The 14057-nt window shown below is 71.9% G+C and carries 16 protein-coding genes; 11 read left to right on the top strand and 5 right to left on the bottom strand.

Translation table 11 applies throughout. From position 1 onward, the window contains the following. Positions 1–48 precede the first annotated feature (48 nt). Positions 49–1065 carry an asparaginase gene (locus tag MKK65_RS01530; protein WP_243954704.1) on the top strand — a complete coding sequence of 339 codons (1017 nt, stop codon included), beginning with the start codon at positions 49–51 and terminating at the stop codon, positions 1063–1065. A 201-nt stretch (positions 1066–1266) separates the two neighbouring features. Here the strand turns inward: MKK65_RS01530 and MKK65_RS01535 are convergent, their stop codons facing one another. Then, the gene (locus MKK65_RS01535; RefSeq protein WP_409565345.1) at positions 1267–1638 is read right to left on the bottom strand and encodes an efflux RND transporter permease subunit; all 372 of its coding nucleotides are present in this window, start codon (positions 1636–1638) and stop codon (positions 1267–1269) included. On the opposite strand from MKK65_RS01535, the gene MKK65_RS01540 reads away from it, so the two are divergent. From MKK65_RS01540 to MKK65_RS01575, 8 genes are all read left to right on the top strand, one after another. Beyond that, positions 1637–1792 (top strand): hypothetical protein, encoded by a 156-nt coding sequence (locus MKK65_RS01540; RefSeq protein WP_243954706.1) that lies wholly within the window; start codon positions 1637–1639, stop codon positions 1790–1792. The genes MKK65_RS01535 and MKK65_RS01540 overlap by 2 nt on opposite strands. Positions 1793–1898: 106 nt before the next feature. Then, on the top strand, positions 1899–2582 hold the full coding sequence (locus MKK65_RS01545) for a type 1 glutamine amidotransferase domain-containing protein (protein WP_243954708.1): 684 nt from the start codon (positions 1899–1901) through the stop codon (positions 2580–2582). A gap of 146 nt (positions 2583–2728) precedes the next feature. Then, positions 2729–3148 (top strand): amidase family protein, encoded by a 420-nt coding sequence (locus MKK65_RS01550; protein ID WP_243954710.1) that lies wholly within the window; start codon positions 2729–2731, stop codon positions 3146–3148. 159 nt (positions 3149–3307) lie between these two features. Then, positions 3308–3742, top strand: a complete 435-nt coding sequence (locus MKK65_RS01555) for a tautomerase family protein (protein WP_243954712.1) — start codon at positions 3308–3310, stop codon at positions 3740–3742. A 440-nt stretch (positions 3743–4182) separates the two neighbouring features. Further along, positions 4183–4917, top strand: a complete 735-nt coding sequence (locus MKK65_RS01560; protein WP_243954714.1) for a response regulator — start codon at positions 4183–4185, stop codon at positions 4915–4917. Beyond that, entirely contained in the window at positions 4917–6290 is a 1374-nt protein-coding gene (locus MKK65_RS01565) for a sensor histidine kinase (RefSeq protein ID WP_243954716.1), read from the top strand. Before MKK65_RS01560 ends, MKK65_RS01565 begins: the two co-directional genes overlap by 1 nt. Positions 6291–6472: 182 nt before the next feature. Next, on the top strand, positions 6473–6736 hold the full coding sequence (locus tag MKK65_RS01570) for a GCG_CRPN prefix-to-repeats domain-containing protein (protein WP_243954718.1): 264 nt from the start codon (positions 6473–6475) through the stop codon (positions 6734–6736). Positions 6737–6796: 60 nt separating this feature from the next. Continuing rightward, positions 6797–7132 carry a GCG_CRPN prefix-to-repeats domain-containing protein gene (locus MKK65_RS01575; RefSeq protein WP_243954720.1) on the top strand — a complete coding sequence of 112 codons (336 nt, stop codon included), beginning with the start codon at positions 6797–6799 and terminating at the stop codon, positions 7130–7132. Positions 7133–7368: 236 nt separating this feature from the next. On the opposite strand, the gene MKK65_RS01580 is transcribed toward MKK65_RS01575, so the two are convergent. Both MKK65_RS01580 and MKK65_RS01585 read right to left on the bottom strand, forming a co-directional pair. Beyond that, positions 7369–8013, bottom strand: a complete 645-nt coding sequence (locus MKK65_RS01580) for a hypothetical protein (protein WP_243954721.1) — start codon at positions 8011–8013, stop codon at positions 7369–7371. Then, the gene (locus tag MKK65_RS01585) at positions 8010–8651 is read right to left on the bottom strand and encodes a hypothetical protein (RefSeq protein ID WP_243954723.1); all 642 of its coding nucleotides are present in this window, start codon (positions 8649–8651) and stop codon (positions 8010–8012) included. The genes MKK65_RS01580 and MKK65_RS01585 overlap by 4 nt, the downstream gene beginning before the upstream one ends. Positions 8652–8696: 45 nt before the next feature. Here MKK65_RS01585 and MKK65_RS01590 point away from each other — a divergent pair, with 45 nt between their 5' ends. Then, positions 8697–9725 (top strand): hypothetical protein, encoded by a 1029-nt coding sequence (locus MKK65_RS01590; RefSeq protein WP_243954725.1) that lies wholly within the window; start codon positions 8697–8699, stop codon positions 9723–9725. On the opposite strand, the gene MKK65_RS01595 is transcribed toward MKK65_RS01590, so the two are convergent. Next, positions 9713–10891 (bottom strand): glycosyltransferase family 4 protein, encoded by a 1179-nt coding sequence (locus MKK65_RS01595; protein WP_243954727.1) that lies wholly within the window; start codon positions 10889–10891, stop codon positions 9713–9715. The two genes, MKK65_RS01590 and MKK65_RS01595, sit on opposite strands and share 13 nt — an antisense overlap. Then, a complete protein-coding gene (locus MKK65_RS01600; protein WP_058191298.1) occupies positions 10891–11931 on the bottom strand; it encodes a glycosyltransferase family 4 protein in 1041 nt (346 codons plus the stop codon). The genes MKK65_RS01595 and MKK65_RS01600 overlap by 1 nt, the downstream gene beginning before the upstream one ends. Positions 11932–11991: 60 nt before the next feature. Between MKK65_RS01600 and MKK65_RS01605 the strand changes: the two genes are divergently transcribed. After that, on the top strand, positions 11992–14046 hold the full coding sequence (locus tag MKK65_RS01605; protein ID WP_243954731.1) for an HAD-IIB family hydrolase: 2055 nt from the start codon (positions 11992–11994) through the stop codon (positions 14044–14046). Positions 14047–14057 lie beyond the last annotated feature (11 nt).

The raw sequence follows: 14057 nt of genomic DNA on the forward strand, positions 1-14057 counted from the left end.
ACGGACCTGGCGGGGCCGGCGGTCGGCCGGGCAGCCAGGAGGCACGGCATGGCGGCAGGATACGGGGCGGGATTGCCCAAGGTCGCGTTCATCGGCACGGGCGGGACGATCTCGTCCCTCGGGCGCGATGCCCTCGACATCCTCGACTACACCGCCACCGACCGGCGCCTGGAAGCCGGTGGCATCCTGGACGCGGTCCCGGAACTCGCCGCGGTCGCCGATGTGATCCCGGTGCCGTTCCGGGCGGTGCCGAGCCCGGCGATCGGGTTCGCCGAGTGGCGCGACCTCGTCCTGCTGTGCGCGCAGACCGCCGCCGCGCATCCGGACCTCGCCGGCATCGTCATCGGGCACGGCACCGCCACCCTGGAGGAGACCGCCTACGCGCTCAGCCTCACCCTGACGGTCGACCTGCCGGTGGTGCTGGTCGGCTCGCAGCGGCCGATGAGCGCCCTGTCCACAGACGCCAAGCTCAATCTGGTTGCGGCGATCCGCACCGCCGCTGCGCCGGCGTCCCGCGGCCGGGGCGTACTCGTGGTGCTCAACGATGAGATCCAGGCAGCCCGCGAGGTCACCAAGACCTCGGTCGCACGGCTGCAAACCTTCCGCACCCCGGATTTCGGCGTGCTCGGCCAAGTCGACGGTGATCACGTCCGGTACTACCGCCGCTCCGAGCGTGCCCATGCGCCCGGTACCCCGTTCGACATCCGGACGCTGCCCGCCCTGCCGCGGGTGGACGTGTCCTACGGCTATGCCGATGCCGACGGTACCGCCGTGCGGGCGTTCCGAGCGGCCGGCGCCCGCGGCCTGGTCTCGGCCGGGCTTGCCCCGGGCATGACCCCGCCGGCCGAGGCCGACGCTCTCGAGGAGGCGGCCGCCGCCGGCATCCTGGTGGTGATGTCGACCCGGGCCGGAAGCGGTGTGGTACCGCTGACCACACGCCTGCGCGACCGCGGCATCCTCAGCGCCGACAACCTGAACCCACAGAAGGCCCGGATCCTGCTCGCCCTGGCGTTGACCGTGACGTCCGAGCCCGAGGCGGTCGCGCGTCTGTTCGCCACGTATTAGCGCCGCGTGCTGACAGGTGGTGTCCGGCTGAAGGCGAGGCGCTCGCAGCCTGCCGGAGAACCACGATGCCGCCGGTCCAGCGGCTGAAGCCGTGCCCATGGACTGCGCCGCGGAGGAACCTCTGCTTTCCGCGCTCGCGATCGGCCGTGCCGGCGGATCCCGAGCGCACTCGAGGGGAGGGCGTGTCCATTGCGGCTGCGCTCACACGTCCTGGCCCTCCCGTGTCCGGGCAGCGGATCGGCCCGGTATCCGGCCGGGAGCGGCGTCAGCCCCATGGCCGCCGAAAGGCAGGCGGGGCCGCGACACGAATGGGTCGATCGCGGGCAGCACCACGAGGGTGAGCAGGGTCGCCGAGATCAGGCCGCCGATCACCTTGGTGGCCGGAGGGCGCTGGACCTCGGGGCCGGCGCTGAACGAGAGCGCCATCGGCAGGAAGCCCAGCGCCGTCATCATCGCCGGCTGCGGCCGCATCTCGGCTGCCCGGGTCGCCGCCTCCCGCGGGTCGAGGCCGGCGCGCTCCAGCTTGCGGATGTAGCTCGTGAGCACGACGCCGTTCAGGATCGCGATCCCCATGGCTGCGGCGCAGGAGAGGATCACCCTGGAGACCATCGGCGCCGTCCGCATGGCCAAAGCCGACGCGATCCGCCGCGCGAGCCCGGAACTCCGGCGCATGGAGACGGCGGCTGCGCGGGAGCAGCGCGCAGAGCGCCCGTCTCAGGCACGCTGACACCGCGTCAGCGTCCGCAACACCATCGGAAATCAGCGCGGCGCGGGCCTGACCGGTCTGCCCCCGGAATCCCACCCTTCCACCCCGACGACCACGGAGAACGACAATGAAGATCCTGATGGTGCTGACGTCCCACGATCAGCTCGGCGACACGGGCCGCAAGACCGGCTTCTGGCTGGAGGAACTCGCCGCGCCCTACTACGTGTTCAAGGATGCAGGCGCGGAGATCGTGCTCGCCTCGCCCAAGGGGGGCCGCCCCCCGCTGGACCCGAAGAGCAGCGAGCCGGCTTCACAGACTGACGCGACGCGCCGGTTCGAAGCGGATGTGGACGCCCTGTCGGCGCTGGCGAACACGACCCGGCTCGAAGCCGTCACCCACGGGGTGTTCGACGCCGTGTTCTATCCGGGCGGGCACGGTCCGCTCTGGGACCTCGCTGAGGACCCGGTCTCGATCACGCTGATCGAGACGACGCTGGGAGCCGGCAAGCCCATTGCGCTCGTGTGCCATGCTCCCGGCGTCCTTCGCCATGCGAAGGCCCCCAGCGGGACGCCGCTCGTGCAGGACAGATCGGTGACCGGGTTCACGAACACCGAGGAGGAGGCCGTCGGCCTCACTCAGGTGGTTCCCTTCCTGGTTGAGGATGAACTCCGGCGGAATGGCGGACGGTTCACCAAGGCGGACGACTGGGCGCCGTACGTGGTGGCCGACGGCCTCCTGATCACCGGCCAGAACCCGGCCTCGTCCGGGCCCGCCGCCGAACGTCTTCTCGAACGTCTCGCGAACGGCTGACGACAGCCTCGGCCGTCCCTGAACACCTCCGACCGTGCATCCGTGCGGGCGGAGACCGGCCCCGGATCGGTGCGCCCCGATCCGACAGAAGCTCCGAATCCAGCGGAGCTTCTGTCCCTATGCCTCATCGCGAAGGACACCGAGCCATGACAACCGGTATCGTCTTCTCGGATGCGACACGGCTCGCCGAACTGATCCGCACCCGCCAGGTCTCGCCGGTGGAGGTCGTGCAGACGGCGGAGCGGCTGCGGGACGGCTACGCTGACTACTTTCGGCGCTACGACGCGCTGATCACCCCGGTCCTGCCGATCCCGGCCCACAAGCACGGCATCACCGAATTCGTCATCAATGGGCAGACCGTCGACGCCACCTACCTCCAGGGCGCGACCGTGCCGCTGAACGTCACGGGCCTGCCGGGCCTGTCGATGCGGTTCGGGACGAGCGGCGAGGGACTGCCGATCAACGTCCAGGTCGTCGGCAGCTGGCAGGCCGAATCGACGATCCTTTACGTCGCCGCGCTGCTGGAGGCGTTGAGCCCGGTTCGGGGACTGCGCCCGAGCCTCTAGGACGGCCGTTCCGTGTCGGCGCCAGCCCGGCACGGAACGGAGCGGGGCGTCACGGCCTTGGTCCCACCGGCCGGCGGACTGCGTGATGGCGGCCGGCCGGCGAGAAGTCGTCCGGCGGACCGGGCGGCACGCCGAGCATCAGCGATCGGGAGAACGCCCATGCCGACCTATGCCCTCTCGACTGCGAAGGACCTCACGGCCGATCAGCGCGCCGCGATCGTCGCGAGTATCACGGCCATCCATGCGGTCGAGGCGAACGCTCCGCGCTACTTCGTGCAGGTCCTCTTCCATAAGGTCGAGCCCGGCTCGATCTTCATCGGCGGCGAGCCGGCCTCTCCCGACCACGTCTGGGTGCGTGCCGATATCCGGGCGGGCCGGACCCGGGAGCAAAAGGCCGCGATGCTCCGGCGCATCATGGCGGAGACCAGCGGGATCCTCGGCATCTCGGACCAGGACGTCTGGGTCTACATCTCGGACATCCCGGCCCTCGGTGTCCTCGAATTCGGCCATGTGCTGCCGGAACCAGGCGAGGAGGAGCAGTGGCTCGCCGCGTTACCCAGCGCTCTGCGCGAGAAGCTCGAGCAGGCGACCTGATCTCGGTCTGGATCTGCCCATCCTCCGGGCGACCCGGCAGCCACGACGGCAGCACTCCCCTGACACGGCAACGATGCCGATGCGGTCCGTGTCGGCGGTTGCGATAGCGCGGCGTCGGATCCGTCTCCGGAGGGGCAGAGGATCCGGATCCGATCCGCGTCGATCTCATCTGCGCCGGCTGTGATCCATGCCTTTGCCGGAGCCAGACCGAACGTTGTCCGGGAAGCGTGGTCACACCGGGCCAGAACGGGGACCGAGATCGGATTCCACCCAGCGTCTTTGCCCGTCTTCCTCACGGCCCATCGGGACCCCGCTGTGATGTGCGGAACCGTCGGGTCGGCCCAATTCCCGGATGTGACGCGATGCCGGCAGCTTGTAACGTTTTGTGACAGCGGTCGTTTTCGCGTTGCCGCGCCGTCGCGTCGGTCTATCCTCGCGGCATGACCGACGGCACGACCATCGCCATCGTCGAGGACGACGACGACATCCGCACCCAGCTCGCCGGTTACCTGGACGGCGAGGGCTTTCGCGTGATCGGTCTTTCCGGCGGCGCCGGCCTCGACCAATTGCTGACGGCGGGTCCCGCGCCGGATCTGATCGTCCTCGACTGGATGCTGCCGGGAGAGGACGGCCTCTCGATCTGCCGCCGTCTGCGCGCGGCGAACGGCCCGCCCGTCGTCATGCTCACCGCCAAGGACGAGGACATCGACCGGGTGCTCGGCCTGGAGATGGGCGCCGACGACTACGTGTCGAAGCCGTTCAGCCCCCGCGTGCTGCTGGCCCGCATCCGCGCCGTCCTGCGCAGGGCCGGCGGAGCCGGCGCCGCAACCCCTGAGGCCGTGTCCGAACGGCTGAGCGTCGCCGATCTCGTCGTCGATCTCGCCGCCCGCACGGTGACCACCGGCAACCCGGCTGCCGAGATCCCGCTCACAAGCGCCGAGTACGACCTGCTGCATTGCTTCGTCACCCGGCCGCAACGGGTGCTCTCGCGCGACCAGCTCCTCGATTGGACCCGCGGCCGAACTGCCGACGCCTTCGACCGCACCATGGATGTTCAGGTGAGCCGCTTGCGGCACAGGCTCGATGCTGCGGGCAGCACCGTCGCCGGCCTGATCAAGACCGTTCGCAACGCCGGCTACATTCTGGCGGCGCCGGTGAAGTCCGGGGCGCCGTGATGGGGCGCGTCGGCCTTCTCGGGCGGATCATGCTGGTCCTGCTGGGGGCACTCTCGCTCCTCGTCGTCGCGACTTTCGGCATCGACCGTTGGCAGCGCAGCCAGGAACACTGGCCCTACGGATCGCGGTTCCCCCGCCTCGACCAGGCGGCGGGCATCATGGCCCTGCTGAAAGACGCGGATCCGGCGCAGCGGCCGGCCATCTTGCGTGCCGTGAGCGGCGAGGCGCTGAAAGCCGAGATCGTGGACGCGCCGCCCGACGCGACAGCGTTGATCCGCGAGCCGGTCCTCGAGGCGCGCTTGCACCGTCTCACCGGGGATTCCAGCGACGGCATCCGGGCCTTCACCGAATCCGACATGCTTTACCGGGGCAAGGGGCCGGCCGATGCCGGGACCGGTACCTGGCACCGGTCCATCGGCGGCCTGGCCGAGGCCACCTACCGCTTGCCGGACGGGCGGACGCTGGTCATCTCGGCCATCAAGGGGCACCACTCGCTCATGCCGTGGCTGCTCGGGCAGCCGCTCAGCCTGTGGGTGGCCGTGCTCGGTGTGGCGGTCGCCGGCCTCGTCACCGTTGGCGCCCGGCACGAACTCGCACCGCTCCGTCGCCTGACCGAAGCGGTCTCCCGGTTCGACGGCCGCGCGGCAGAGCCTGCCCTCGCCCCGCAGGGCGCTCCCGAGATCCGGCGCCTCGCCCAGGCCGTACAGGCGATGCAGGAGCGCATCGTCGGCCTCATGGGCGAACGCTCGATGCTGATCGGCGCGATCTCGCACGACCTCAAGACGTACCTGACGCGCATGCGCCTGCGGGCCGAGGGCATCGCCGAGCCCGAGCGCCGGGCGCGGCTGGTCGAGGATCTCGACACGATGACGGCGCTGATCGAGACCGCGCTGGGCTTCGCCCGCGGCACCGCGGCCGAGGTCGGGCGCTCGCCCGTGGACCTCGCCGACATCGTGGCGGTCGAGGTCGCCGAGCATGCCGCTCAGGGGGCTCACATCAGCCTGAGGGGCGAGGAGGTGCCGGACGCGACCGTGGCCGGCGACGCCGTCGCCCTGCGCCGGGTGGTCGCCAACCTCATCGGCAACGCCGTCAAGTTCGGGCGCTCCTCTGTCGCCGTCGCGGTGACGCGGGCGGGGTCGGCCTGCCAGGTCGTGGTCGAAGACGACGGACCGGGCATTCCGGCGGCCGAGCGGTCCGCGGTGTTCAGCCCGTACTATCGTGTCGAGCGGTCCCGGAACCGCCGGACCGGCGGGACCGGGCTGGGGCTCGCCATCGCCCGGCAGATCGCGGAGGCGCATGGCGGCACCATCGTGGCCGAGACCGCTATGTCCGGCGGCGCGCGGCTCGTCGTGACGCTGCCGGCCCTGGCCTGACCGCCGGCAACACCGCGCAAGCGGCGGTTACATAACGTTACGCTCCGGCGCGAACCCGTCACATCCGGGTACAACGCGGGCGCGAACCTTCGCTCAACCCGACGCGGCTTGACCGCTGCCGGGACACGGGACGGGACGGCATCGCGCCGGTCCCGGTCCCATCGAGCAGAAGGAGTCCGTCGATGTTGAAGGTCCTCGCCCCCGCCGTGCTGCTGGCCGCCCTCGCCGTGCCCGCCTCGGCCCTGCCGCTGGTCCAGGACGCGATGTCCGCCGGGTCCGACGGTGCGCAGATCATCCAGGTCTACGGCGGCTGTGGCCCCTACGGCCACCGCGGTCCCTACGGCGGCTGCCGGACCGGGGGGCAATGGGGTGGCTACGTGCGCGGCCGCTCATGCCCAGCCGGCTTCCACATCGGCCCCTACGGCCGTCGCTGCTGGCCGAACTGAACCCGTCATTCCTGAAACCCGACGCGTCCGGCCGCGTGCCGGGCGCCCATGGAGCGCGTCATGATCCGCAAGTTCGTCATGTCCCTCGCCCTCGTATCCGGTGTGCTGCTCGCCGCCCCGGCGGCGGAGGCCCGGGACGGGTGCGGCCCCGGCTTCCACCGCAACTTCTACGGCTGGTGCCGGCCGAACGTCCGGCCTTACGCCTATCGCCCCTACGCCTATCGCCCCTCCGTCTACGGCCCCGCCTACCGCCGGTTCGGCTACCATCGGTGGGGCGGCTACCGCTGGCATTACAGCTGGCATCGCCGTTTCGCTTGGCATCGCCACTTCGCGTGGCATGGGGGTGGGCACCGATGGGGCGGGTTCCGGCACGCGGGATGGCACCGCCGCTTCTAATCGAAGCGTGGCCGGCCTTGGACGAGGCTCTCCCGACCGCGGCCGCGGCGCCGCTGGTCTCGGATCGCCTTGCCACTTCGAGCCGGCATCCTGAGGCCCCACCATCGGGGAAGACGACGCGGCCCCCCGGCGGCGGGGTCCGTCGTGATCTGGCCCCTGTCCGCCCCGAACAGGGCAAACCGGCGGCTGAAGCACCGAACGATGGCCTGGCCGTGCGGATCGCCTTGGCGCAGCACTCAGCTATCGGTCCATGCGGCGTGGACGGATCCGGCGGCCGTATCCGGTTTCGCGGTACCGATGAAGATGACCACCGGCCCATGGGCGTCGCGCCGGGGATCATAGAAGTCGAGCAGGCCCGGATGGATCCGTTGGATGAAGTCCGGAGACTGACCGTTCCGGCGGAGGAGATGGTCGATGACGACCTGATCGCCGTGCACCGCGTTCGGCACGGGGCCGCAGGAGCCGGGCGTCATCCAGTGGTCTGGATTGGCCGCGAATGTCGCGTAGAGGTCGGCGAGTTCCTCCCCGTGCCACCGCAGGAGGGCGCTGGAGAGCCGGCCCCGGTGGAAATAATCCTCCATGGCTGCGAGGCCGGGCTCGGCCAGGGCGTCGGCCGGGCCGGTGAAGACGGTGTCGAGGTCGCACAGCAGGGTCGTGCCCTCCGCCAGCCCCGGGCGGAACGCTTCCATCTTGGCCCACCAGGCCGGCCAGCCGTGCCGCAGCGGCACCCGCTCGACCCCAGCCACGGCCAGCGGCAGGTCGGTCAGGCACAGGATCCGGTCGAAGGCCGGTGCGTGGCGGCGCACGCCCCGGGCCAGGCGCGCGACCCAGGTCGCGTCGTAGCGGCCGCCGCTCTTCAGGACGGTGATCAACGTGGTCATGGCGCGTCCGTCGCAACGGGTGGGTGGAGGCGCAGGCGCCCGGCCGCTGCGGCCTCGGCGAACCAGGCCCGTTCGGCTGCCCAGGGGTGGCCGGGCCAGCCGGCGAAGCCGAAGCCGTAAACGTCGACCGGGCCGGCGCCCGCGGGGCGGTCGAGCAGGAGCGCGAGGCTGACCAGGAAGCCGGTGCTCGGGTTGGGGCGCGCTTCCGTATGGGGTGTGAGCCGGCGCTGCGCGGTTTCGTGCAGGGTTTCGGGCAGGATATGGACCGGCTTGCCGAGGGGGCGCAGCAGCGCCAAAGCCTCGCGGGTCCAGCAGATCGGCTCGGGGAGATTCGCCTCGACGGGCAGCATCGGGAACGGCAGGATGAACGCCTCGGCCTGCCGGACCACCGGGCGGTCGAGGAACCCGGGGTCGGCCAGCCATTCGCGCATCTGGCCGCCGCGATTGACCAGGGCGAGATGCGTGACCCGTGAGCCGGTGGGCCCGCCGAAGCCGGGAGCGTTGTTAAAGCGCACCACATGCGTGGCCGCGTCGATGGCGCGTGCTGCCGGGCGGATCCCGGGCGCGTTACCGACGATGGCGAGGGAGGCGCGCGGGTCTGCGCGCGCCGCGCTCAAGGGATCGATAGCGATGGACATGGGCGGCGGGGGCGTGAGGAACAGCCAAGGTATGGCATCGGCTTCATGCCACCAGGGCGCCGCGACAAACCGGAACCGGCGGTGACCGGCCCGCGCCGGTGCTTCGTCTGCGCCGCCGCTATGCTGGCGCCCAGCACGCGCCGGCTCGATTTCCCGGACGGGCGTCGGCGGGTGTTCCCGGCCGCCTGCGGCTCCTGCGGGGTCCTGATCGAGCCGGATGCGGACCCGGAACGATGTTGGTGGGATCTCGCCGGGCGCTTGGCTGCGCCGGTCTTCGTCCCCGACCCGGAGGCGGGCTACGGCCTCGACCTCTACACCCTGCGCAGCGCCGCGACTCGCCTCGGCCGCGGCATCCGCCCTCTCGGCCTGGAGGACCGCGCCGCCCTGCTGCAGCCCCACAGCCTGCGCGCCGCGGAAGGTGCCCTGTACGATCTCGACAGCGCGGAACAGCGCCTGGTCTCGCTCGGCGTGATCTGCCGCTCGGCGGAACGGGACTCCGTGCTGGCGGCCCTGCCGGCGCAGGCAGCCTGGGCCGCGGATGTCACGATCCTGCTCGACGCGCGGACTGCCCCGGCCCGGGCCGTGGCGGTTCCGGGTTTCGCCCCCGGCGCGGTGCGGGTGGCGGCCCGGCCGCTGGCCGGCGACTTCGCCGCCCAGCGCAACGCCCTGCAGGATCTCGCCCGCAGTCCCTGGATGCTGCAGCTCGACGCCGACGAGGCCGTCGATCCCGCGACCGGCGCGCGTCTCCCCGCGCTGGCGGCGCTCGCCGAGGCCGGCAACGTCGTCTCGGTCGGGCTTCCCCGGCGCAACCGCGTCGACGGCATCCTGTCGGATGTCTACCCCGACGTGCAGTACCGGTTGAACCGCATGGTCGTCCGCTATGCCGGCCGGGTGCACGAGCGGCCGGAGCTGCCCGGCGGCTGGCCGCAGAGCTTCATCGCGCTCCATGGGGCGATCGACCACACGCTCACCGGAATCCATGTCCGGGCGCGCTCGCAACGCTATGAGGCGCTGGATCCGGGGCGCGGGCGGCCTGAGGAGCGGGACGCGCTGCTGCAGCCCTACCGCGCCTGAGCGATCGCCCGGCGGTAGAGGTCGAGGGTCTCGCGCGCCAGGCTCGCCCGGTCGAACCGCCCGGCCGCCTCCAGGGCTCGGGCCCGGTAGGCCGAGCGCAGGGCGGGATCGCGCAGGAGCGGGCGCAGGGCCTCGGCCAGGGCCGGGCCGGTGGCCGCCGGCGCCAGCGGCCCCGCCCCCGGGACGCCCACGAAGGCCCGGGCGCTCGCATCCTCGGCGCAGGCCACCACCGGCCGGCCATAGGCCAGGGCCTCTTGGTAGACGAGGCCGAAGCTCTCGTAGCGCGACGGCGCCAGCACGATGTGCGCGCCCGTATAGGCCTCGGCCAAGCCCTGGGCATCGATCCGGCCGCAGGCCCGGATGCGGCTCCGGGCGGCTTCGGGCAGGTCCGCCGGCAGGTCGGCCTGGGGCACACCGACGAGATCGAGCGTGAAGGGCGGCAGCTCGCAGCGCGCCTGCTCCCCGGCCAGGATCGCCACCGCGGCGAGCAGGGCGTCGAAGCCCTTGCGCGCCTCGGCCCGGCCGACGAACAGCAGGCGGACCGGCCCGTCCGCGTCCGGATAAGGGGCCGCCCGGGCGGCGGTGGCGATCGTCGGCGGCAGGCTGAGGCCGATCACCGCCTCAGGTCTCCCGTCCGGCAGCCCGTAGGCCCGGGCGATCACCGCCGCATGCGCCTGTGTGTTGGCGATCAGACCTGCGCTGCCCCGTGCCTGCCGACGCTCCAGGCGATCGGCGGCGGCGCCGTCGAGGCGGTCGCGCAGGCCCGGCATGCCGTCGCGGGTGAAGGCGGCGGGGGTCGAGCTGCGGGTCACCAAGGGCAGGTCCCGGCGGCCTGTGAGCAGCACCGCCGGGGCGTACCAGTTCGTCGCCTCGAGCACGTCGAACGCCGCCCGGGCGTGCTCGGCCAGAACCGCCCTCCGGAAGGCCAGCGGCGCCGCGAGATGGCCGACCGCTCCCCAGAGGCGCAGCCGCGCCAGCAGGCCCTCCGGCTGCAGGGCGAGCCCTACCACGCTGACGCCGCCGACCCGCTCCCGGCCGGTCCGGTCGAGGGTGAACACCGTCACGTCCGCCCCCGCTTCGGTCAGGCTCTCAGCGATCTCGCGGGCCGCGGTGGAGAGCCCACTGGGTGACGGCGGGTAATCCCAGGCCAGGAGCGCGGTGCGCATCAGGCGGCGAGGAGGCGGTGGTAGATGGCCAGATATTCGCGCGCCATGCGCTCGGCGGTGAAGCGCTCTTCGAAGCGCCTTCGAATGGACGCCCGGTCCAGCTCCGCGACTCTTCGCAACGCCGTCACCGCCTCGGCTTCGGACGCGACGACGAAACCGGTCACGCCGTCCTCGACGATTTCCGGGACCGAGCCGCGATTCCAGGCGATGACCGGGGTGCCGCACGCCATCGCCTCGATCATCACCAGCCCGAACGGTTCGGGCCAGTCGATCGGGAACAGCAGCGCCCGGGCACTACCCAGTAGCGAACCCTTCTGGCTGTCGTCGACCGGCCCGAGATAGGTCGCGTCGGGCCCGAGCAGCGGGCGCACCTGCCGGTCGAAATAGTCCGGGTTGCCGGCATCGATGGTGCCGCCCAGCCGGATCGGCATCCCGGCCGCCCGGGCGACGCGGATCGCGGTGTCCGGGCGCTTCTGGTCGGTCATGCGCCCGACGAAGGCGAGATGCGCCTCCGGCTCGGCTCGGAAGGCGTAGCGGTCCCGCGCGATGCCGTGATGCACGATCCCGGCCCGGTTGGCCGCCGGTATGCCGGCTTCCTGCGCGGCCGAGATCGCCGCCACCGGCAGGTCGGGGAAGCCGGCGAAGAACAGGGCGCGGTCGAGCTCGTCCACCCGCCAATGCACCGTGGTCAGGCTGCGCCGCCGGGCCGCGCCGAGCAGCGCCGCATGCGCGAACTCGCCGTGGCCATGGACGATGTCGAACGCGGGCAGCCGCAACCGCAGCGCTTCCAGCTGCAGCGCGTCGAGGGCCGCCGGAACCCCCGGCGCGACCCGACCGTGGCGCTGCTCGAGAGCCGCGAGACTCGGGTAATCGCCGACGCGCGGTAAGTCTGTCGCACTGTCCGAGGATGCGAACAGTGTTACTTCCACGCCCAAGCTTCGCAGCGCCGTGCTCAAATCGTGCACAACCCGCTCGGTGCCGCCGTGATGGTTTGGGGGAACGGGAAAAATGTTCGGTGCGACCTGGGCAACACGGATCACGACGCTCTCTTCACATAAGTTAGTTTTCGGGGAGCGCCTGACAGCTTCAGCAAACGCCTGATGTTCGTTCTGCACATCGCCCTGCAGGGCTGCCTGCGCGGGCGCGATGTCGTCTACGGCCTCACCGCGGATACCGGCGGCCACATCCGCTACCTGCTGGACCTCGTCGCCGCCTCGGCGCAGGATTTCGGCGTGGCCGAGATCGTCGTGGCGACGCGCTTGTTCCACGGGCCGCCCGGCCCGGATTACGCCGTGCCCGAAGAGCGGATCTCCGACAAGGTCAGGCTGGTGCGGCTCCCGAGCGCGGCGCCGGGCTACCGGTCGAAGGAGGCGATGCATGAGGAGGTCGCGCGGTTCGCCGAGAACCTCGTCGCCTGGATCGGCACCCAGGAGCGCGCGCCCGACCTGATCCACGCCCATTACGCCGACGCCGCAGCGGTCGCGGCGATCGTGGAGGCGCGGCTCGGGATCCCGTTCGTATTCACCGCCCACTCGCTCGGGCGGGTCAAGGCCGCGATGCTCGGCGGGGATGCCGCCCAGGCCCCCGACCTCGTCCGCCGGATCGCCACCGAGGAGGCGGCCTTCGCCCAGGCCACCCTGGTCATCGCCTCCTCCCGGGACGAGGCCGAGGTCCAGTATGCCGGCTACGACGCCTACAATCCCGGCCGCGTCCGCGTCGTGCCGCCGGGCAGCGACCTCGCGCGCTTCGCCGCCGCCGAGCCGCATCCCCGGGTCGACGCCCTGATCGACCGTTTCCTCGACGATCCCGCCAAGCCGCCGCTGCTGGCCCTGGCCCGGCCGGTGGCGCGCAAGAACCTCGCGGCCCTGGTCCAGGCCTACGGCGAGAGCCCGGAGCTCCAGGCCCGGGCCAATCTGGTGATCGTGGCCGGCACCCGCAGCGACATCGACGCCCTCGATGGCGACATGGCCGCGACGATGCGCGACCTGCTGGTGCTGATCGACCGCTACGACCTCTACGGGCGTGTGGCCTACCCGAAGACGCACCGGCCCGACGACGTGCCGGCGATCTACGCCTATGCCCGCGCGCGCGGCGGCATCTTCGTCAATCCGGCGCTCAACGAGCCCTTCGGCCTGACCCTGCTGGAGGCGTCGGCGGCCGGCCTGCCGCTGGTCGCCACCGACAGCGGCGGCCCCAACGACATCGTCGAGACCTGCGGCAACGGGCTGCTCGTCGATCCCCGCGACCCGGAGGCGATCGCGCGGGCCTGCCTGCGCATCCTGGCCGATCCGGCACTGCGCGCCCGCTACGTCGCGGGCGGGGCCCGCGCCGCGGCGGCCTACGACTGGGACCGGCACGCCGCGCGCTACCACGCGCTGCTGCGCGCGCTCCTCGCCCCGGAGCCGCCCCTGCGGACGCCCTGGCAGCTCCTGGTCTGCGATATCGACAACACCCTGGTCGGCTGCGAGGCGGCCCTCGGCATCTTCCGGCGCTGGCGCAGCCAGCAGGCGGGGCTGGCTTTCGGGGTCGCCACCGGCCGCTCGTTCCACAGCGCCATGGCGGTACTGGAGCAGCAGATGAGCCCGAGGCCGCAGGTGATGATCACCTCGGTCGGCTCCGAGATCTACCACCTCGATGCCAACGGTGTGACCTACACGGCCGATGCCGCTTGGCGCGCGGCCATTGCCGCCGGCTGGGACCGGGAGGCTTTGCGCGCGGCGCTCGCCGGCATCGACGACCTCCTGCCCCAGGGGCCCCTGGAGCAGCGCCCGTACAAGCTGAGCTATTTCGGCGGGGCCGCCGCCGCCCGCCGGGTGAGCGCGCATCTCGCCGAGGCCGGCCTCGGCGCCCGGGTGATCCACAGCCACGACCGCTACCTCGACGTCCTGCCGGCGGCGGCCTCGAAGGGCACCGCGGTGGACCATGTCCGCGCCCTTTACGGCCTGCCGGAGCGGGCGGTGTTCGTGGCCGGGGATTCCGGCAACGATGTCGAGATGCTGCGCGCCCGGGTGCAGGCGATCATCGTGGCGAACTATTCCGACGACCTCGCCAGCAACGCGGCGCTGCAGCACTCCTACGTCGCCCGGGCCTCGCATGCCCGCGGCATCATCGAGGGCGTGGCGCATTTCCGCCGGATGCTGGCCGATGCCTCCTGATATTCGGCCTC

The sequence above is a fragment of the Methylobacterium sp. J-001 genome (assembly GCF_022829565.1).
In the GTDB taxonomy this organism is placed as follows: domain Bacteria; phylum Pseudomonadota; class Alphaproteobacteria; order Rhizobiales; family Beijerinckiaceae; genus Methylobacterium.